Origin of the sequence: Bacillus cereus (assembly GCF_002567495.1) — a bacterium.
Classification (GTDB): Bacteria; Bacillota; Bacilli; order Bacillales; family Bacillaceae_G; genus Bacillus_A; species Bacillus_A cereus_AQ.
This window is the reverse complement of the sequence record NZ_NVAP01000019.1, coordinates 1-19,840: the sequence shown is the minus strand read 5'-3', so window position 1 is coordinate 19,840 and position 19,840 is coordinate 1. Positions and strand designations below refer to the sequence as shown.

Below are 19,840 nucleotides of genomic sequence, written 5' to 3'. Positions count from 1 at the left end.
AGGTTTCCTTCCTTATAACAGGAAACCTTTTACGTGTTATTAACCTACAAACCTAAAATTTCAACAATCTGACGGGCCTTAGCATTATCTATATAATAATGCATCTCTAACCCTCTTCTTTCTGAGCGGAGTACGGTTCCCCTCAATTTTGATAAATGTTGTGAAACAGTGGATTGTGGAAGTCTCAATATCTCCGTTAACTGTGTAACATTGCATATTTTATGGTGCATTAATTCATTTACAATTTGTAATCGAACAGGATGTGCCATTACTTTTAGTACATCTACATCGTCTTCATGGATTTCAGCTAGATTTCTTTCAGATATTAATGTTATCATTTCGCATTCTCCTTTATTATTAATTTCTATTTTCCTTTTATCCTTATAATTAATACTTATAGCTAATTACCATTTGTCCTGTTGAGAAAATATATTCTCTTTTTAAAACAAAAAGGACACCAATTCATAAAAACGTTTTTTACTGCTTTAATGAATTGATGACCTCTAATTTTTTGACCAGAATATATCTTGTTTTAAAGGATATTTTCAATTCCTTTTTCTCAAATCTAGTAAAAAATTTGTATTTTCTTTAAAATCCATATTAAGAATATTCTTCAAATCCTGAAAGCATAAGTTTGCGGCAAACTTATGCTTCCTATCACATTCCACACCAATCAGGATAATTAACACTATCAATGTAGTACTAACTATCTTAATTGAATATTAGTAATAGTGAGTCTAAATATTATCAATTCACTTTGTATTACATGTATGTAAAAATAATGACATGATAAGCTTTTTCAAATTTTTCTCCTGATAAAGATTTGAAATTAGCATTTCAATACTCTCCTTACTGTTAATATGCCTGGAAAAAGAACCCTATAGGGTTCTTTTTCTCTTCATTCCCAAAAATCCCATAAAAAAAGAAGAGGGATATCTCCCCTCTTCACCAATAAAATCGAACATATTTACAATTAAGGAAGGGCATACATTCATCAAGAGACGAAATGAACAATAATAGTTCACCTAGTGAATTATAACATAAACCCAATTCCATTAATAGTTAATATTAACATTTATGGAATAATTGTGACATAATTGTTAAGTATCTTAATATTAAAAGGCTTTATATATATGTAAATTGAAAGTGGATAGTGTAAGAATAAAATTTAAGGGGGATATACCATGTTTAACAAAAAACAAATATTCGTAACAACGGTAACAACTTTAACACTAGGATGTGGATTTACATTCGGATTAACACCGGCCTTTGCAGATTCTAACAAGATTTCCGCCAACAATATTCCTGTTCATTCTATTCAGAACCAAGAACAAGAACCTTTTACTGGATATGTCATTTCAGTAGAGAACAATTATTTAGTAGTTGCTGCTACGTCTACAAAAGATGCAGCTCTTGCTTATCAACATGATTGGTGGGATCTAGTTTCTCAAAATAAGATTTTAAGGGTCCCTGTTTCAGATGGTGCAAACTACACATTAGGTGAGAAATTAAATGTATATGCAGCTGCATGGACTAAATCCCTACCACCAATAGCTGTTATGCCTACAATTGAAAAAGTATTTCAGTAGGTAATATTTCCAATAATTAAGTTATCCCATAAAAAAGAGTCGAATAACGACTCTTTTTTTATTCTTTTTTACCTTTCTCTGGATTCCTTACGTTCTCATACCCCTAATATTTAATAACATGCTTCTTTCTCACTAGCTAACGCAATTTTCATCTTAGGAATTATTAACCATATTACTTATTTGAATCCTTATCATAATTTTAAAAAATATCTATTATAAAATAACATATCACCACCTACATTTACCTATACGAATTTAAGAAATAAGTAATTCAAAAAGAAAAATAAAAATACTACAACAAAGAATATCCATTTGTTTCTTTTCGTTGGTTTTCCAGCATGTTGTATATAAAAAAATAAAGCAATGCCTGTCATAGTAATTAAAAAAATTTGATAGTAATCAATCATCTGTAATACCCCCTCCATACAAAAATAAGAAGCCCCTTTTTAAAGAGACTTCTCATTTCTAATACAAACGACATACATAGGATAAATATACACAATATTATCAGGATGGTTTGCTTTGTTGCTCCTTTAGCATAACATACAATATCTCATTTTTGTTTAATAATCCCAAATTATAAAACTTTATCAACATTAAAATATTTCATTTAAAGCAAACGAACAAAAATAAACTCAACGAAATATTTACTTATAAAACCGACGTATGTAAAAAAACAGCTACAATTCCATTCATAGTTTTAAAAATCTGTCCTCCTCTTCTTCTAAGAATATTCTAAATCTCAGATAGATTGTCTTATATCGCCACCTTATGTATGCAGAATTACATATCAAACTATATTGAAAATCATTCTCATTGTAACTATAATGGTTTCAAGAAGTGGTAATTTCACTTCCTTTTCAAATCTCAGAATATATTAAAGGAGGAACTAGCATTATGAAAAAAGCTATTTTAGCAGGGGCACTAGGAATTGCAGTACTATCAGGTATGAATTTACCAGGAGCAGAGGTACCAAAAGCGAGTGCAGCAACTACGAATTTAGAAATTCAAGAAGTTACAAAATATTACTCTATGAATTCCTATGAAGTTTCTCAAAAAGAATCATTTAATCTTAGTAGAGGGGAAGAACTTACAGTTTTTGTACAAAATTCCGGCTTCCCAATTTCTTATACAGTCTTTGATGCAGATAATCAAGTAATTGGCACATACAATGCTAATTCACCATATGGTCGCGTATTCAAAGCACAAAAAGACGGTAATATTTCTGTACAATTTCAAGCAGGAGTAAATTCTTCTTACATGAAGAAAATGAATTTCACAGCTAAATTTGCAGTTTCTAAACTTAACCAACAATAAAAATTTTAACGATCCTCTTTAAAAGAAAATTAAAAAGGTATATCCCTTCAATGGGATATACCTTTAACTTTAGTGAATTTTATATTGACCAGATAACTGCTCTTGCGCCATACGAACTAAACGTTTCGTAATCTCTCCACCTACTGAACCATTTGCTCGTGATGTTGAATCTGGTCCAAGTGTAACGCCAAACTCCTGAGCAATTTCATACTTCATTTGCTCAATTGCACTTGCTGCCGCTGCTACCAAAATCTCGTTTGAATTATTATTTTCTCGAATTTGCATTTCTAACACACCTCCATTTATATGGTAATATCATGCTCTATTTCCAGTGGAATATGCAAAAGAATTATTCTTTTAACTATTTTACATATATATCTAAGCTTTCATCCCTTATGTGGGAATAAATAAAGGTATAGGTCATACCTACACCTTCTTCTATCCTACTTAATTTTGAACCCTCCTATTAACTCCTGTAATTCTTGGGAGAGCCAATTTAAAGAATTTGCTAGCTCTGCAATATCTTGTACATACATTTCTTGCTCTTTCATACTTATCTCAACATTACTACTGCTACACTCATATGTATTTGCAATATGTGATAATTCATTTACAACCTGAACAATAGATTGACTATTTTCTAAAACATCTCTTGAATTACTCGAAGTCGCTTTAATTTGATTTGTAACAGATTGTGCAGATTTTGAAATTTTTTCGAAGAAAGCGCCACTACTCTGAACAAGTATTATTCCTGATTCCACTTCCTTTGAACTCCTCTGCATGGATTTTACAGCCTCTTCTATTTCAGCTTTAGTTTCATCAATTAATTTAGCTATATCTCTCGAAGATACATCAGTCTTTTCCGCTAATATACATACCTCTTCCACAACACTTGAAAATTCTTTACCGATTTTTCCAGCACATGAGTCTTCAGTAGTAGCATTTAAAGCTAATAGATTAGTTTGATTTGAAACGGTTGTAATTACAGTAATAATTTCATTAGATCGTGCTTCTAATGCATAAATACTAGAAGATACATCTTGAACCCTATCTTGGATTATTTTCATTTGATTAACAATTTGCTTAATCAAATCTTTCCCTTCTATAGAATGCTGTTCCATGCCTTCGGAAGCAGTAGCAACTTGTTTTGCAGCTCTCTTAATTTCTTTCATCTTACTTTCCATTTCTTGAACAATCCCTAAACAGTTATGCACTACATGAGAATGTTCTCCTAATTTCAATCCTGTCATAGAGCTTGCAATCTCTTGAAATGCCATACTATTCTCTTTTGTATTTGCCGACAATTCCTGTGAAGATGCCGAAACCTGTTCAGCAGTCTGCCTTACTTTATCTATAATCCTATTAAACTTTTCAATAGTGTTATTAAAATGGGAATTAGTTATCCCTATATCATCAGATCTTTCATTCAATTTAATACTTAAGTCACCTTCACCAACTTTACGTAAACCTTCCTGTAAATCCTTCAAAGGCGATAAAGAATTTCGTGAGATAAATATTTGAATCGTGGTTGCGATTGTTAATGAAATTATAACAAAGAGTAACCCTTGCGCTATAAATTTCCCCTTTGTAAGTGGGATAACAGAAGCGTCCAAATCCGCTGCAACAATCGCAATTATATTTTTATTTTCATCTGTAACTGGCTCTAAAATTGTTACCCAGAAACCTAATTCATCTTTATACACTTCTGTCATTTGTGCCTGTTTCGTTTTCATTACTTTACTGTATGTTTTCATCCAATGAGTAGGATGCTCATAATAGTCACCTGTTTTTAAAGAACCTAGTTTTACAGAAACTGTATTTGCTAATTCTGTATCCAAAGCTACTAATTGTAATTCAGCTTTATCATTTAGCTTGGCTCCTGTAACATATGTTTGTCCGACACTTTTCATACCTTTTATAGCTTTATCTAATTGCTCTGTCAATTTTTCTTTCTTCACTCTTTGTGCTGTGGGGTCTTTTGCTACATCTCTCACTATTTCTACATCTAATTGATTTATTACTGTATCTCCTGTTTCAAAAGACTGCCTCTCAAATATAGACATCATACTATTTTGAAACATTTTAAAACTTAACGCCCCCATACTTCCCACAAGCGTCAGAATTACTAATACCGTTAGTAATATATTTTTTTGAAGTAACGATAGCTTATGCCAATATTTTTTCATTAAAATCACCTTTCAAATTTTCCATAATAAAAACAAAGTAGTAATACATTTAAAAGACACCCTATTCATTTTATTATTATAAAGTAATATTCTGGATTCTCTCCTGATAAAATAAAAAACGGACAATCTGGTCCGCTTTTTATTTTATGGTAATTCCTCATATTTCTCTATGCTATTTTCCGCCTTAGATTTATTTTGAAATAATTAAAACTTAAACCTATATATATTTGAATGATGACAATTTAGCATAATAAATATCTTTGCTTATCAGGATTCGTTTACACATAAAACTCAGAATTAATTAAAGAAACATTAGTGTTTAGATGTAAACGCAGTAAATCAAAGAAAGATACTCTTTAAAGAGTATCTTTCCACTATGCAGCCATATAATACTTGCTTCTTTCATCTTTAAATCAAGTAGGCAAACCACTAAATTGTTATGTTAAAATTAGAAAAGAGCATATCAATCTCTCCTCACCTATATAGCGTCTCCCTATAATTCCAATATCCCCATAACTTCTTTTGTAAACAGCTTAAAATCAGTTAAATGTTTTTCAATAATTTGCCGAACAATATCTAAATTTACACTTTGATAATCATGTACAGCGATATTTCGAAATCCAACCATCGCCTTTAACTTATTTGCCAGCTCTGCGCTAAGTAGTCCTGCTGTAACCAATAAATCAAAAGCTTCTCGACTAGATTGAGGTAGTCCTAGTTTTTTTCCAGCAACAATATGCATTGCTAAATCAATACTCGCTTCACAAGCTCTTTGTATATTTAATATTATTGAATCTTGCTTTGTGTAATCCTCCAAATTTTCAGGGTCATTTCCATACACGTCTTGGATTCTTTTTAAACAACGCTCTATTGTGGAGATTTTATTTAAAATAACCTCATTCTTCATATATTGAACCTCTTTTCTTTATATCATCGAATACTATCTTGCGTTCCTCATTCAATTTTGAATACATTTTTAAAGTTTTCATTTCAAAAATGATTTTCCGTTCCTCATCAGAACAAAATATTGTCTTTCCTGTATGTATAATCTGAGCTTGAAAAACTGTAGAAGCTTCGGATAAATCAACTAAATCAACATCTCTATGAACAATGTTAGCTAACTCCTGTGCTAATAAAAAACGTTCATAATTCCCTAAAGTTGTATCACTTACATAAGCTATATCAATATCACTATCTTCCCGTTCTCTATTCTCAGCCGTTGATCCAAACACAATTATCCAATAGGGATTCACCGTCTCTTGTAATTTTTCTATAATAGCTGTAATCATGCTTTGAAAAATCATTTAATTAATCCCCCTTAGTATACTTGAACCTTATTATATCATAACCAACCCAAAATCCTTTCAACTCCTACAAATACCTAAACAAAATTAAGGATCCTTTATACAATTTCGCGTTTAAAAAATACATACTTTTATCAACTTACTACTAGTTAAATTAAGAAAAGCTGGACTTCTATCATTTTAAGTAATTGCATATATGTAATATAAAGCATGTAAAGGAGGTCAAAACGTGGTAATCTCAAGGCAAGATTCCTGGACTAACGATAACGATTCACTTCTCGCATCAACAGTACTCCAGAATATTCGTAACGGAGGAACACAGTTAGCTGCATTCAAAGAAGTAGCTAAACTACTAAATAGGACACCTGCAGCTTGTGGATTTCGTTGGAATTCATACGTGAGAAAACAATACCAAGAGGAAATACAACAAGCAAAACAAAATCGAAAAGGAGAAAACAATATTTCTCCCCCTCAACAAAAAAAAGAAACAAACTCTTTATCTATGACATTAGATGATATTATTCTCTTTCTACAAAATTATAAAAAAACAAATGAATTTACAAACTTACAAAACCAAATAAAAAATTTAGAAGCAGAAAACCAGTCCCTTCGACAACGTGTAACTATGTACGAAGAAGAGTATCGTATGTTACTAAATCATATTGATAAATCAAGAAGTTTAGTTGTAATTGATTAAAAGAAGCAGTAAATTACTTTTATATACTTAGGTCGTAACCTAAAAAATTTATATATATGAGTTAATTTAAATACTAATAAATAAAGTGCACGTTTACTAATAATAAACGTGCACTTTATTTAATTCTTAAAACATAAAATTTAATTTTCAACTCATCAACAATATTAAAATTAAGATGTTTGTTTTATAGGTATTTCTTTACTTCTATTCTCAATAAGTCTATCTAAAAGTAAGTAAACAAATCCAGAAATAATACAACCTACACCTAAGATTGTAAATAACATATGCCCTAAAAGCTGATCCAGTAATACACCACCTAGTAGAGGTCCAAATACATTACCTGTAATCCATTGCAGATTAGCCGCTCCCATATAAGTCCCCCTCATATGTTCTGGAGCTATATTAGCAACAAATGTCATTTGGACAGGTGACATAATCATTTCCCCTACTGTATAAACTGTATAGGCTATTAATAATGAGCCTAGAATAACTAAATCATTTGCGTCTATTACTTGAAACCACTTTGGTAACCATCCTATCGCTAAAAGGCCAATTCCAAAAAGAATGGCACCATATAGCATTGATTTACCAATTGATTTGTGAGTTAACCACTTTGAAATTGGAAATTGAAAACATACAACCAATAAGCCATTTAAAGTCATTAAATATGGAAATGGATTACTATTTCCAAAAATCATTGTATCCTCATTACTAAAATGAAGTGGTAACATACCTTCCGATTGTGAGAATCCCATAAATATAATGATTCCCGTCACTATATAGAATAGAAATATTCTATCTCTTATAACAACTCTTAACGTAAATCTTATTGACTGTTTATGTGTTTCCTCATGTATCATTATATTTTTAGGTTTTGTTTCCTTTAGAAACAATAACATTAATATTGTATAAAACAGCATTGTTCCAGAAGTAATCAAAAATATGACATCTTTTGATACAACCACAACTGCTGCACCAATTATAGGGCCTATTGCAGCTCCTATATTATGGGCCATTCTAAGTAATCCATACGCCTCAGTTCTTTTTTCAGGTTCTGTTACATCGGTAACCATTGCAGATGCCGCTGGTTCAAAGAAAGAATTACATAGACCTAAACCAATTGATAAAATGGCATATGCTATAAAACCATCAATAAACAAAAAAACAAGCATTAGTAGCCCATTACTGGCCATAGAGAGTACCATAGTTGGTTTCCGTCCATAAGTATCCGCTATATGCCCTCCAATTAATGAACCAAAACTTGCCGCAATTGGGGATAAGGCTATAATTATACCTACCTCAAGTAGAGAATCCACTTTATCCTTCAAATATAATGCAAAAAATGGCATTAACATCATCATTGCAATACCATTTAAGGCTTCTCCGATAAAGCGAATCCAGACATTAAGGTCCATCCCCCTTAATTCTTTCCATGTACTCCTCATATAGTTACCTCGCCTATGCTCAAAGTATATTTTTATCCCAACAAAAGTTTTACTATATTATTATTAAAATCTAAATTTAGACGGCTATGCTAAAACCTCCGAAAAAATCTATCTTTTGATAAAGTAATACAAACTTGTCCCTATGATTTCTAGTGCCTCCTGCATACGTTGAGGAGAAATATTTTCTAAAACGGTATCTTGAGGTGTATGGAATACCTTTTCAACATGATAAACAAGGGGATTCCAACTCTCTACATCCATCCAAATAAATAGTGCCGAGGAAATTCCAGCTTCGTAAAATGGTACATGATCACTAGAATCAAACTTTCCAGTTAATACAACTGATTTCCCTAATGCTTTACTAGTAGCTACCGCAGTATTTGTTACTTCATTTTGAGAACCATCTAGTGTCATTGCATATAAGTCCTTAGCCTGCTGGTAACTTGTCGCTATCATATCTGCATTAAAAACCCCTAGAATATGTTTCTTATCTGTTGTAGATAACTGATTAACATAATGGTAAGCACCTAAAGATTCATTTTCTTCTGCTCCAAAGGCTATGAATTGAATTTCTTTATTAGTCTCTATATCTTTAAAATTGTATGCTAACTCTAATAAAAGTCCTACGCCAGAAGCATTGTCATTTGCTCCAGGTGCTCCGATGACACTATCATAATGAGCACTCATTATTGCTACATCTTCATTGTCTGTCTTGTATTTGGGCTTTTTTTTCGCAATAACATTTAATGAACTCAAATTCATTTCGTGTTTTGCCTTTAAACTAACTATATTTTTATTATGCACTATCTTGTCTTTCATTCTAATTCCCTGATTATAAGCAAGCCCAAATACAGGTATTGATTGTTTCTTTTTTAGAACTGGGTTAAAGGCTTCTCCATAGTTGCCTCTATCCCCAATCGTACTATATAACAATACGGCTTTTGCTCCCTTTTCTGCTGCATACTCAACTTGCTCATTATATTTCTCATACGTATCAGCTTGTTCTAATAATACTATTTTCCCATGAATTGGCTCAGGTGAATTTTTAATATCATTCTCTTTTCCAATAGAAACTACCTGTCCCACGACAGGATGTTTAGGTATAGATGCATTGGACGCTGCTCCAACTTGCCATTCTTTTTCTCCATACATACTAAAAGAGATACTCCCAATATATTGATCTGGTACAGGAAATGCCTGATACTCAACTTCATACCCTAATTTTTTCAATGTATTTCCAATGTATGTAGCTGCTTTATGTTCGTCCTTAGTCCCACTTGGACGTGGACCAATTTTCTCAGACAGAAAACGTATATGTTCAATAGCTCGACTAGCACGAACCTTATCTGCCATGAGAGAACGCTGATCGTTCTTAGTCATAGCATGTACTGGTATTACCTTTCCAGCTAAATTACTAAAAAGGAAAAGCAACAAAATCCCAAAAGTTACAATAAACTTCTTTGTCAGATTTAGTTTTTTCATTTGTCCTCCCCATGATTAAAAAAAATTAATAGTAAAACCTTCCCTCCTAACACACTTACTTAGAAGAAAAGGTTCATTAAAATAATCTCTAACTCAAATTACATGTAAAAATAAATAAGCCGATATTGCTTTTTATATCTCCAAAAAATTCATTTTTGTTTGCATACCAGCAATATTCTTTTGAAACCAATTAAGAGTATCCCATGACCTCTTTCTATTCGTATAATCAGTTTCCTGAACCTCAAATACAATTCCTATGTTTTTATCCAAAGTATTGTTCTTCACTTTTAATAAAGTTTCATGTAATAAATTTTCATCAATAGATCCATTAACCGGATTCTCTCCCTCAAAGCAACGTACCTCACTATAAGGAATCGTTAAATGCTTAAAAGAACTAAAATGAAAATGTTTAATATGATCCATTAAGCTTAAATACTTATGAAAATCCTTATATTCAATTTCCTCTTGCCTTAATAATTTAGAAATACCTAAACGTGTAAGATAGGTTATAGACCAATGACATATATCCCATGTTATTCCAACGTTAGATAACTTCAAATTAACCAAATCAGTAAAATCTTCGGGATATATAAATATAGGATCAAAATCATTGCCCAAGTTTCCAATAATAGGTAGGTTTTCAACGCCAATCCATATATCAGTTCCTTTTATTTCTTCATCTAGCATGTTAAAGAACTCTATAATCCTTTTTCTATTATCAAGAAGATTATAGCTCTGAAATTCCGCGACATTCATGAATTGATTAGCATGCACCGTTATACCAGATGCATTATACTTTATAGCAAGATTAATAAATTCATATAGTTTCTTTTTAATAAATTCATCATTGAGGTAGTCTGCATTATCAGTAGGAAAATGCAACGTTAACAGGGATGGATTAAGAGTTTGAACAAAAGAAAGGACTTCTGAAAACCTTTTTATATATGAGTTATCAAATAAAGATTTCCCATCAAAAATATTTGCTTCTAATCCATAGCCTTTTTCAACCCATTTTAAGTCAATCTGTTTACTATCTAAACCAAAGAACGGGACCTGTGGTATTAACATATTCTCTTCACCTACCATGTCCCCCTTACTAACATAAATGCCTCAGCCGCTTGGTATCCAGATTTGGCACCCCATACCAATGCGTTATGTCTCATTGCTTCTATAGATCGTGGATGAGGAAATTCCCTTAACTCAGATTCATAATGTCTCATCGCACTTAATTTCTCCTCCAAATGATCTTCAATATTCACAAAATAATTAGGAAGGAACTTATCTTTTTCATTATAATTCCACTCTGTAGAAGATAAAGTTTCATATGCAAATACCCATTTGATATTAGTATCTGGCAGAGGGCGTGTCGCTGTCATTACTGCTCTGTAAACAACAGTATGATCAATATTTATATCTCCACCATATTGAGTATAAATAATTGTAGGAGTTATTTTTTTAATGTGATGTTCAATCTCTTTCACTACATCAAGTAAAGGTAATGTATCAAGACGATTATCAGGGAAATCTAGTCTTGCAAAACTTTTTACACCCAGTGTAGTACATGCCCCCTCTGTTTCTTTATAAGATAAGTTCTTAACCTCTAAATCTAGCTCTTTATATTCTTTAGCTCTAGAAGATTTTCCCTCTGCAAGTATTACAACATGTACATCATCACCTTGTTTCACGTGTTTCGCTATTGTTCCACCAACACCAATTATTTCATCATCCGGATGAGCGGCAAATACAAGTACATTCATAGAATTTTAGACTCCTTTAATTAATTTTTCTGTTTCCTTTGGCCCACAATTTAGTAAAATATCTAACATAGATAAATGTGGTATAAATTCCCCAAATAATTGCTTGTACGAATAATCTCTTATCCTTTGGTAAATAATTTCTATATTCTCATTCTCAAAGTCGTTTTCGTTTAAATAATCTTGCCCTAAACTTCCAGAATAATAAGTGCTGGCATTAAATTTCTGACACAACTCTAATACAAAATCACTTTTCTTACCTGTAATCCCTTCTAACTCTGATACATAATATAGCTCCGTATCAATGTTTAATTCACGGATAATAAAATGAATAAAATTCATGTTCATATCATTTAAATTAAGCCAATCTTCTGAATAAAAATTTTCTAAATAATCCTTATATACATTAAAGTAAGGTGCATTAGAATAATTAATTCTTATCGCTTTCCAATGCTTCCGTTCCCAATCCTGAGTATTGTCTATCTTTAACTTATTAAATGGAATTTCTTTATAATTCTTCATTTGTATTGGAACCGTTAACCATGATGCCCCTTGTGAAGTTTTAATACGGTTCCTATTTAAAAAACCTTTTTTTTCAAATTGTGCTATATCATGAAATACAAACACATCTGATTTATGAATTTTTTCAAAAAAACCATACCAAGGTAAATAACTTGGTTGGTGGCCACTAATAATCATAGCTTAAATCCTTTCTTTTAAACAAAAACATTTTTTCAAAGCTGCTCCCCAGTATATCTTAGGTCTAGCAATCCCTTTATTATGTGAATATCCTAAATCTGCATACTTTAATTTATTATGAATTGCTAATTCAAACGCATCATTTAGTAGTAAATATGAAGATTGTGAATTTTTCCCTTTGATATTATTAATATTAATCCAATAATATAAAACCTGTTTATCCATTATAAAAATGCTGGAACTAATTAGTTCTTCTTCTAAGAATGCTCCTAAGAAAAGGATTTTTTCTTGTAAATTAAGAACTAAATGATAAAAAAACTCTCTACTAAATGAATAACTCGCTCCTATACTGTTATTATGTTCTTGATATAATTGGTAAAACTCATCTAATTCCGCTACAGTTATAGGACGAACTTCAATATTCTGTTTACGTGCATACCTAACACTTGTCCTAGCTTTCCCAGAACACGATGTCCATAAATCCTCAAACCTATTTGGTAGATCTAACATATAAGTTTCTTTATAATCCCACTTTTCCTTACTATAACTTTGAAAAGGATTTATCGTTATAGGTAATAAAAGCTTTTGAATTTTATTTTCAAACTTCTTATTTATTATGGATTCATAAACTGAGAAATCTATTTTATCTTGGCCAATTATTATTGGGCCTCCATAACCAATTAAACTTCCCAATAGCCTACCATCCTGCACATACATAGGAGATAAAACTACTGTATCTCGTGTTTCTATTAGTACTGGGAAAAATTGAACACCAGGTAATAATTCCATTAATTTTCCCCATTCGTAACTATGAAATACAGAACCATTGTATTCTTCCATACAGGCATCCCAATATTGGGCGTCAGTACATATTTCGATTTCCATATAATCACCTTTTAATTCTTATTCTCTAAATATTTTAGAATTTGACTACATATATACTTAAGGTCCTTGTTATCTAAAGGATGTTTAAAAGGTATTGATAATACCCTTGGCCATAAATAATCTATATTTTCTGACTCAGTTGCGTACTTCGAAAAAATAGGGATCTCACTCAGAGGTAAATAATTCCAACAAGTTTGTATACCTTTTTCCGCTAAATGTACAGAACACTCATATCTATCAGTTGGTTCTTTGAATATAATGGTAAAATAGTTCAAATAAACATTCTGAGCTGAAAATATAATCTTAACGCCATACTTTTCTTCAATTTCCTGCAGCATTGTATAACACAGACTAGCGTTACATATATTTATTTCTAAAATCCTCTTTGTTTTCTGTAGGTGTTTATCAATTAACAATGAACGTACTATAGACATTCTTTTTGGATTTATAACGTCCGCTTTCTCCGGTAAAGAATCTAATTTACTATTATTATAGAAGGGCAGAATCTCTAATTTCCTCCAATAATTAGTAAATAAACTCAGTACTCTACTCTTTTTTATTCTTATAGCCAATTGTGTTTTTAAATGATTCTTATAATCTAAAATCACTTCTTCTTTCTTTTCTTCATCCATGTCACACAATTCACTTATTGTACGATTAAGAAGTAACGCCCCTCCCCCTATACTCGGGATTGGTTTCGTTCCCCCAAAACTTAAAATACCAATGTCGCCTAAACTACCAACTGGCTTTCCATTTTGATAAGAAAACATTGCTTGTGCAGCATCATCGATGATATAAATATTATTTTCTCTAGCCCAGTCAATAATTTCTAAATCGTCATGACATCCATACAAGTGTGTAAGAATAATTGCCTTTGTATTAGCATTCAAATGTTTTTTTATTTTATTAAGAGAAATTGAATGATTCGTGTTTAAATCAATTAATACAGGTTTTGCTCCTACTGTTAATATTGCTTCTATCACATTAGGACAATTAAAGTTTGATAGAATCACTTCATCTCCCTTTGCTACTTTTAGGTACTTTAAACCAACAACTAATGCAGATGTACCACTATTAGTTAATATAATTTCTGCATCCGGATAAAAAGCTTGAAGGCTTTTTTTTAGGTTAGAATTATTAGGTCTATATACACTTTTCAAAAAAAATACATGATCAGATATACTCCAAAGAGAAGAATATATGGGATACTTAATTTTCTTTGGATTCTTAGGATATAGATACTGTGTTTCCATACTTCTCCCCTATTATTATCTCTAGTCCTTTATCTAATGCAATAATTGGTTGATAATTTAAAAATAATTTAGCTTTCTCTATTGAAGGGATTCTTCTAAATATTTCAATACTAGAATTTCTGACTCCCTCTTCACCTAAATCAAGAAATTTAATTTTACTTTTATTTCCCATTAATTCATTAATTTTTATTGCTAGTTCTTCCATAGATATAGGTTTGTTATTGCCAATATTAAAATCTGCAAAGTTCTCTCCTTCATATTCAAAGGCTAGTATAGTTCCGTTAACAATGTCACTTATATAACTAAAACATCTAATTTGCTGTCCATCTCCAAAAATAGTAATATCTTCGCCACTATGAGCTTGTTTTAAAAACTTAGAAATTACGAAGTTATCATTTTGTTGTGAACCGTATACATTAAAATAACGTACCACTCTGATTTTCAAACTATTACTAGCATATTCTTTCAAATAATCTTCGGACATTAATTTAGCTTTTCCATAAGCTGATTTTGGAATTTTAATATCATTTTCTTTAAACGGAACACTCACGCCATCCCCATATACCTCTGAACTGGAAGAAAACAATAATTTTTCTATGCCATTTTCGCTACAAACCTGTACAATATTTTTCGTACCTTCAAAGTTCACCCTCACTACATCTTCTTCATTTAAACGGCAATTATCAACACCCACTAATGCAGCTAAATGGATTATCCCATCGACATTAATAAGATTTTCTCTTAATGTTGCAATATCTAAAATATCAATTTCCTTAAAAGGAACATCAATACTTGGTTTAAATTTATCAAATATAACTACTTCATAACCCCTTGCTAATAACTCCTTTGTAACATGCTTACCAATAAATCCGCTGCCACCAATAACCCCAATTTCCATAAATATTTACCTCCCTATTTTTAATTGATATAGACTTTTTAAAGACGTTATAATATGTTCAACTTCATTGTCTGTAAGAGCACTATACAGTGGTAATGAAATAATTTGATTAAATATTTCTTCCGTTTTAGGTAAATATACGTTAAATCTCTCTTCATAATACGGATGCATATGAACAGGAATAAAGTGAACACTAAGCCCAATATTTCTCTTTTTCATTTCCTGAATTACCTGATCTCTACTAACAGGAGAATTAGAATTAATTTTTATAACAAATAAATGCCATGCGTGTTTTACACTTGAATCGTTAGTATAATTAGGTAACGTTATAAACTCTTGAACCTCTTTTAATTCCTCTTGGTACCTTTCAGCTATTCTTTTGCGTTTTTCAATCATTTCATCAGCTCTTTTTAACTGACTAATACCCAAACTAGCTTGTAGATCCATCATGTTATATTTAAACCCAGGTAATAGAACATCATAACGCCAGCTTCCTTCTTCACCATAACGATTCCATGCATTTTTCGTGATACCATGCCAACCATACAATCTAGCTTTTTCAGCAATCGATTCATTTTTAGTGACTAACGCTCCACCTTCACCTGTTGTTATATTTTTTGTGGCATAAAAACTAAAACAAATAACATCTCCATGTGTACCAATTAAAGTATTATCATATTTTGTCCCCAATGCATGCGCCGCATCCTCTATCAAAAACAGTCCGTATTCTTTACATAATTTTTGAAGTTCTTTTAATTTAGCCGGGTATCCAGCAAAATGTACTGCAATAATTGCTTTCGTTTTTTTAGTGATTTTTCTTTTAACATCCTGAAGATCAAGACATAAATTCTCTTCATCTATGTCTACAAATACTGGTTTCGCACCTACATGCATAATAACGTTTACACTAGAACAAAAAGTAAAGCTTGGAACTATTACCTCATCTTTTAATCCAACTCCCAGAGACAATAATGCTAAATGTAATGCGGCAGTCCCTGAATTACAACTCACTACATGTTCAGTATTCAGATATTCTTTTAAATTCTCTTCAAACTCTATCACTTTAGGCCCCTTTGAAAGCCATCCAGATTTAAGGGCAGAAACTACCCTATCTATATCTTCATCATTGATTTCCGGTCGATAAAAAGGAATAAACTCTACCATGTAATCACCTACAGACTTATAATATTTTTTTTATATACTGATTCATCTTTAAATATGTTTCTTGTGTCTAAAATTAAGCAATTTACCTCATTAAGCAATTTAAAATTAATGCAATCATGATCCGTATGAACAATAATTAAAGCGTATTTGTCTAATTGACTTAGGTTTAAATCTATAGATTTTTTCAATGTGTTATTGCCCACAATGAGTTCCTCTATAAACGGATCGTAATAATCCACGTTATAGTCTTCTATCATTAAATCATTCATAATATCCAAAGCTGGCGATTCCCTAGCATCATTAACATTCTTTTTATATGCTACCCCAACCATAAGAATATTCTTACCATCTTTATCATGTAGTAACTGTAGTGCTCTATTAAGAACATACTTAGGCATGTTTTCATTAATTTCTCTTGCCACATCAATCATTTTTGTTGCTAAGTCCTTATTATTTGCAATCCACTTAAAATAAATAGGATCAATCGGAATACAGTGTCCTCCTACGCCAGGACCAGGATAGAATTTTTGAAATCCAAATGGCTTAGTTCCTGAGGCATCAATTACTTCCCAAATATTTATATTTAACTCATTACAAATTTGTGTCATTTCATTAATAAAAGCGATATTTATAAAACGATACGTATTTTCTAATAACTTAGCTGTCTCTGCTACTTCTGGACTGCTTACCTTATGAATATCCTTAATTAAATTACTATAGAAGGCTGCTGCACAATCGGTACAATTAGATGTAACTCCACCTACGATTTTTATAATATCTTGAATTGAAAACGATTGATTTGCAGGATCGATTCGCTCTGGGGAGTATGCTACAAATATATCTACACCAATTTTAAAATTAGTTTTCTGTTCTAATTTGTATAAAACTTCTTCCCTTGTAGTACCTGGATAAGTAGTACTTTCTAAGATAATTAATGTACCTTTTTTAATGTATTTAACTATTTCATCAACTGCTGAATGAATATATGTTAAATCTGGTTGTTTACTAGTTCTTTCTAATGGTGTAGGAACACATATAACTACAACATCACATTCGTTTATATAATTCATTTCTGTACTAACAAAAAATCTATTTGTATGTAAAGCATCTTGGATTTCAGTATCTTGAATATCACTGATATAACTTATTCCACGTTCTAGTTTTCTTATTTTTGCTGAGTTTTTATCAAAACCTCTTACCGCATAACCTACTTCTAAACACTTAAGAGCCGATGGTAGTCCAACATAACCTAGGCCTACATATCCAATACACGCATTTTTATTTGCAATTTTTTCAACTAATAAACTTTTAGTTTCATTATTTAATACTGTGACCATTACTTATCACTTCCCCAAAAGATTTGATATTAAAATGCTTACTAGCAAATAATAACTGTGCGTTCTAAAATCCCATGGATGCATATAAAATACTGAATTAGCAACAAACTACATTTTTGGCACTATCAATCCTCCTAATTTAATAAACATCTAAATTTGTAGAAATTCATGCGAAATATCAAGGTGTAATTTATATCTATAATATTCACACGTTATTTTTTGGGATTCAATTGATATTTTTCTATTTTTTTACTTTCTCAATATATAATAATATTTATAATTCAGAAAATTCTTTTTAAAAAACCAAATATTTTTATATCATTAAAAATATATAATAGTTGTTATATCTACATTTTGTACAATTTTCATCCTTGAATAAAGAAAAAATCATGCTTATACTTATCCAACAAATTCCATTTTTAGTGATTTAAATGAACATTTAACCATAACTAAAATGGATGATTTTCATATTTTTTACTTTTCATTAAAATTAATGGAAAAAAATCTATCTGAATAATAAAAAACAATTTGAAATATATTCAAATTGTTGACATAACAGATGAATTTATTAATACTTGTTGATTTTTTAATAATTCTCAAATACATATACTCCCTAATGCTACCCACCACACATAATGACGCATTACATCAAAAAAATCGCAACCCTCCACATTTAATGGATGTTGCGATTTTTATGTACAAATAATTTTTATAAATTTTGCGTTAACCTAATCATATCTATACATTGAATACCATTTTCATATATTTCTTCATTATAATTTCGTAAGAAAAAGTCCTTATCCACACTAGTTATTCTAAAACCACATTTTTGATAAAGGCCTAATTGCATTAAACTAGAATTTCCTGTGCCTATTTCTATAGTTTTATATTCTTCCTTTTTAGCATAGTCTATAGCAAATCCAAGCAAATATTTCCCATATCCTTTTCCTTGCTCTTTTTCAGAAACTGCTATATTTATAATTTCAATTGTTTCAGTTCGGGTAGGAATTAAAATCATAATACCTACAGTAACAGCTTCTTTTTTTAATACAAAACAATCTCCCTTTTTAAGATACCCATTAACTACTTCAGTTGAGGGATCAGCAAGCAATAATAAATCCATTTCTTCCATGTTAATACTTGTACTTTTTTCTATACTAATTCCATCCCCATTATTTAATTTCATTTCTAACATCCTCCCAATTAATATTTTCAATTTATATCTTAAATGAATTCCTTCTTATAAGACAATATCAACAACAATAGTAATTTACATCATGCCAATTCCATCGTCTTACGCTATGATTGGCTGACCGTTTCCATCAAATTGTTTCCATTCATATTCTAGCTACTGCTTTTACAACTTCAGGAGGAACATTTTCTTTTAATGATGCGTTATAAGGCCTTACTCCTCTTCTAAAATAGCGTAATAATATTCGTCCCACCATTCATTCCCATGTGGTATACACTTCCTGAAGTAGCCTTCTCTTCTCATTCCAATCTTCTCCATCACTCGATATGATGGTATATTCTGTGGCTGACATGTAGCTATAATTCTATGTAACTTCAATTCCTTAAACCCATATTCCAATGTAGCTTGTGCTGCTTCAGAAGCATATCCTTTATTGAAATATTTAGGATTGAACACCCAACCAATCTCATATGTATGCTCACCAAAATATTTATGAAAAACAATATGACCAATTAGGATATTTTCATCTATTAATACCACAGGAAAGTTCTTAGCACTTTTACCAATGTTTTCACTCACAAAGTTCCTTGTATCTTCTTCAGTAAAAACCCCTTCAGGTATGTATTTCATAACATTGA

At 31.0% G+C, this 19,840-nt stretch carries 21 protein-coding genes; 3 read left to right on the top strand and 18 right to left on the bottom strand.

Annotation, left to right across the window (positions count from 1 at the left end; genetic code table 11):
• Window positions 1-44: 44 nt before the first annotated feature.
• A complete protein-coding gene (locus COK05_RS08575) occupies window positions 45-338 on the bottom strand; it encodes an ArsR/SmtB family transcription factor (protein WP_000631352.1) in 294 nt (97 codons plus the stop codon).
• Between the two features lie 846 nt (window positions 339-1,184).
• Between COK05_RS08575 and COK05_RS08570 the strand changes: the two genes are divergently transcribed.
• Window positions 1,185-1,589, top strand: a complete 405-nt coding sequence (locus COK05_RS08570) for a DUF3221 domain-containing protein (RefSeq protein ID WP_098612253.1) — start codon at window positions 1,185-1,187, stop codon at window positions 1,587-1,589.
• A gap of 245 nt (window positions 1,590-1,834) precedes the next feature.
• Here COK05_RS08570 and COK05_RS31285 read toward each other — a convergent pair whose 3' ends face one another.
• A complete protein-coding gene (locus COK05_RS31285; RefSeq protein WP_016513559.1) occupies window positions 1,835-1,996 on the bottom strand; it encodes a hypothetical protein in 162 nt (53 codons plus the stop codon).
• A 490-nt stretch (window positions 1,997-2,486) separates the two neighbouring features.
• On the opposite strand from COK05_RS31285, the gene COK05_RS08565 reads away from it, so the two are divergent.
• Window positions 2,487-2,906 carry a hypothetical protein gene (locus COK05_RS08565; protein ID WP_098612252.1) on the top strand — a complete coding sequence of 140 codons (420 nt, stop codon included), beginning with the start codon at window positions 2,487-2,489 and terminating at the stop codon, window positions 2,904-2,906.
• A gap of 69 nt (window positions 2,907-2,975) precedes the next feature.
• Here the strand turns inward: COK05_RS08565 and COK05_RS08560 are convergent, their stop codons facing one another.
• From COK05_RS08560 to mntA, 4 genes are all read right to left on the bottom strand, one after another.
• Window positions 2,976-3,191, bottom strand: coding sequence for an alpha/beta-type small acid-soluble spore protein (locus COK05_RS08560; protein ID WP_001167052.1), 216 nt, complete (start codon window positions 3,189-3,191; stop codon window positions 2,976-2,978).
• 158 nt (window positions 3,192-3,349) lie between these two features.
• Window positions 3,350-5,092 (bottom strand): methyl-accepting chemotaxis protein, encoded by a 1,743-nt coding sequence (locus tag COK05_RS08555; protein WP_098612251.1) that lies wholly within the window; start codon window positions 5,090-5,092, stop codon window positions 3,350-3,352.
• Window positions 5,093-5,585: 493 nt separating this feature from the next.
• On the bottom strand, window positions 5,586-5,999 hold the full coding sequence (gene hepT / locus COK05_RS08550; protein ID WP_098612250.1) for a type VII toxin-antitoxin system HepT family RNase toxin: 414 nt from the start codon (window positions 5,997-5,999) through the stop codon (window positions 5,586-5,588).
• Window positions 5,989-6,396 (bottom strand): type VII toxin-antitoxin system MntA family adenylyltransferase antitoxin, encoded by a 408-nt coding sequence (gene mntA / locus COK05_RS08545; protein ID WP_050845253.1) that lies wholly within the window; start codon window positions 6,394-6,396, stop codon window positions 5,989-5,991. The genes hepT and mntA overlap by 11 nt, the downstream gene beginning before the upstream one ends.
• Window positions 6,397-6,625: 229 nt before the next feature.
• Here mntA and COK05_RS08540 point away from each other — a divergent pair, with 229 nt between their 5' ends.
• Window positions 6,626-7,093, top strand: coding sequence for an RsfA family transcriptional regulator (locus tag COK05_RS08540; RefSeq protein WP_098612249.1), 468 nt, complete (start codon window positions 6,626-6,628; stop codon window positions 7,091-7,093).
• Between the two features lie 170 nt (window positions 7,094-7,263).
• Here the strand turns inward: COK05_RS08540 and COK05_RS08535 are convergent, their stop codons facing one another.
• The 12 genes from COK05_RS08535 to COK05_RS08480 all read right to left on the bottom strand — a co-directional run.
• Entirely contained in the window at window positions 7,264-8,538 is a 1,275-nt protein-coding gene (locus COK05_RS08535; RefSeq protein ID WP_098612248.1) for an MDR family MFS transporter, read from the bottom strand.
• 108 nt (window positions 8,539-8,646) lie between these two features.
• Entirely contained in the window at window positions 8,647-10,020 is a 1,374-nt protein-coding gene (locus COK05_RS08530) for a M28 family peptidase (RefSeq protein ID WP_098612247.1), read from the bottom strand.
• A 132-nt stretch (window positions 10,021-10,152) separates the two neighbouring features.
• Entirely contained in the window at window positions 10,153-11,088 is a 936-nt protein-coding gene (locus COK05_RS08525) for a TIM barrel protein (RefSeq protein WP_098612324.1), read from the bottom strand.
• Between the two features lie 11 nt (window positions 11,089-11,099).
• Window positions 11,100-11,777, bottom strand: coding sequence for a PIG-L deacetylase family protein (locus tag COK05_RS08520; RefSeq protein WP_098612246.1), 678 nt, complete (start codon window positions 11,775-11,777; stop codon window positions 11,100-11,102).
• A 6-nt stretch (window positions 11,778-11,783) separates the two neighbouring features.
• The gene (locus COK05_RS08515) at window positions 11,784-12,473 is read right to left on the bottom strand and encodes a WbqC family protein (protein ID WP_098612245.1); all 690 of its coding nucleotides are present in this window, start codon (window positions 12,471-12,473) and stop codon (window positions 11,784-11,786) included.
• A 3-nt stretch (window positions 12,474-12,476) separates the two neighbouring features.
• On the bottom strand, window positions 12,477-13,358 hold the full coding sequence (locus COK05_RS08510) for a GNAT family N-acetyltransferase (protein WP_098612244.1): 882 nt from the start codon (window positions 13,356-13,358) through the stop codon (window positions 12,477-12,479).
• Window positions 13,359-13,369: 11 nt separating this feature from the next.
• On the bottom strand, window positions 13,370-14,611 hold the full coding sequence (locus COK05_RS08505; RefSeq protein ID WP_098612243.1) for an aminotransferase class V-fold PLP-dependent enzyme: 1,242 nt from the start codon (window positions 14,609-14,611) through the stop codon (window positions 13,370-13,372).
• Window positions 14,586-15,509: an NAD-dependent epimerase/dehydratase family protein gene (locus COK05_RS08500; RefSeq protein ID WP_098612242.1), complete on the bottom strand. Its 924-nt coding sequence runs from the start codon at window positions 15,507-15,509 to the stop codon at window positions 14,586-14,588. Before COK05_RS08500 ends, COK05_RS08505 begins: the two co-directional genes overlap by 26 nt.
• A 6-nt stretch (window positions 15,510-15,515) precedes the next feature.
• A complete protein-coding gene (locus COK05_RS08495; protein ID WP_098612241.1) occupies window positions 15,516-16,673 on the bottom strand; it encodes a DegT/DnrJ/EryC1/StrS family aminotransferase in 1,158 nt (385 codons plus the stop codon).
• Between the two features lie 8 nt (window positions 16,674-16,681).
• The gene (locus tag COK05_RS08490) at window positions 16,682-18,010 is read right to left on the bottom strand and encodes a nucleotide sugar dehydrogenase (protein WP_048564912.1); all 1,329 of its coding nucleotides are present in this window, start codon (window positions 18,008-18,010) and stop codon (window positions 16,682-16,684) included.
• Between the two features lie 709 nt (window positions 18,011-18,719).
• Window positions 18,720-19,196, bottom strand: a complete 477-nt coding sequence (locus tag COK05_RS08485; RefSeq protein WP_098612240.1) for a GNAT family N-acetyltransferase — start codon at window positions 19,194-19,196, stop codon at window positions 18,720-18,722.
• Between the two features lie 219 nt (window positions 19,197-19,415).
• The coding region (locus tag COK05_RS08480; protein WP_098612239.1) for a GNAT family N-acetyltransferase at window positions 19,416-19,840 on the bottom strand (425 nt) is incomplete at its 5' end.

Coding starts and splice junctions, on each gene's coding strand:
- hepT (WP_098612250.1), bottom strand. CDS start 5,999: ATGAAGAATGAGGTTATTTTAAATAAAATCTCCACAATAGAGCGTTGT.
- COK05_RS08495 (WP_098612241.1), bottom strand. CDS start 16,673: ATGGTAGAGTTTATTCCTTTTTATCGACCGGAAATCAATGATGAAGAT.
- COK05_RS31285 (WP_016513559.1), bottom strand. CDS start 1,996: ATGATTGATTACTATCAAATTTTTTTAATTACTATGACAGGCATTGCT.
- COK05_RS08560 (WP_001167052.1), bottom strand. CDS start 3,191: ATGCAAATTCGAGAAAATAATAATTCAAACGAGATTTTGGTAGCAGCG.
- COK05_RS08510 (WP_098612244.1), bottom strand. CDS start 13,358: ATGGAAATCGAAATATGTACTGACGCCCAATATTGGGATGCCTGTATG.
- COK05_RS08500 (WP_098612242.1), bottom strand. CDS start 15,509: ATGGAAATTGGGGTTATTGGTGGCAGCGGATTTATTGGTAAGCATGTT.
- mntA (WP_050845253.1), bottom strand. CDS start 6,396: ATGATTTTTCAAAGCATGATTACAGCTATTATAGAAAAATTACAAGAG.
- COK05_RS08490 (WP_048564912.1), bottom strand. CDS start 18,010: ATGGTCACAGTATTAAATAATGAAACTAAAAGTTTATTAGTTGAAAAA.
- COK05_RS08530 (WP_098612247.1), bottom strand. CDS start 10,020: ATGAAAAAACTAAATCTGACAAAGAAGTTTATTGTAACTTTTGGGATT.
- COK05_RS08565 (WP_098612252.1), top strand. CDS start 2,487: ATGAAAAAAGCTATTTTAGCAGGGGCACTAGGAATTGCAGTACTATCA.
- COK05_RS08520 (WP_098612246.1), bottom strand. CDS start 11,777: ATGAATGTACTTGTATTTGCCGCTCATCCGGATGATGAAATAATTGGT.
- COK05_RS08485 (WP_098612240.1), bottom strand. CDS start 19,196: ATGAAATTAAATAATGGGGATGGAATTAGTATAGAAAAAAGTACAAGT.
- COK05_RS08525 (WP_098612324.1), bottom strand. CDS start 11,088: ATGTTAATACCACAGGTCCCGTTCTTTGGTTTAGATAGTAAACAGATT.
- COK05_RS08570 (WP_098612253.1), top strand. CDS start 1,185: ATGTTTAACAAAAAACAAATATTCGTAACAACGGTAACAACTTTAACA.
- COK05_RS08575 (WP_000631352.1), bottom strand. CDS start 338: ATGATAACATTAATATCTGAAAGAAATCTAGCTGAAATCCATGAAGAC.
- COK05_RS08505 (WP_098612243.1), bottom strand. CDS start 14,611: ATGGAAACACAGTATCTATATCCTAAGAATCCAAAGAAAATTAAGTAT.
- COK05_RS08555 (WP_098612251.1), bottom strand. CDS start 5,092: ATGAAAAAATATTGGCATAAGCTATCGTTACTTCAAAAAAATATATTA.
- COK05_RS08535 (WP_098612248.1), bottom strand. CDS start 8,538: ATGAGGAGTACATGGAAAGAATTAAGGGGGATGGACCTTAATGTCTGG.
- COK05_RS08515 (WP_098612245.1), bottom strand. CDS start 12,473: ATGATTATTAGTGGCCACCAACCAAGTTATTTACCTTGGTATGGTTTT.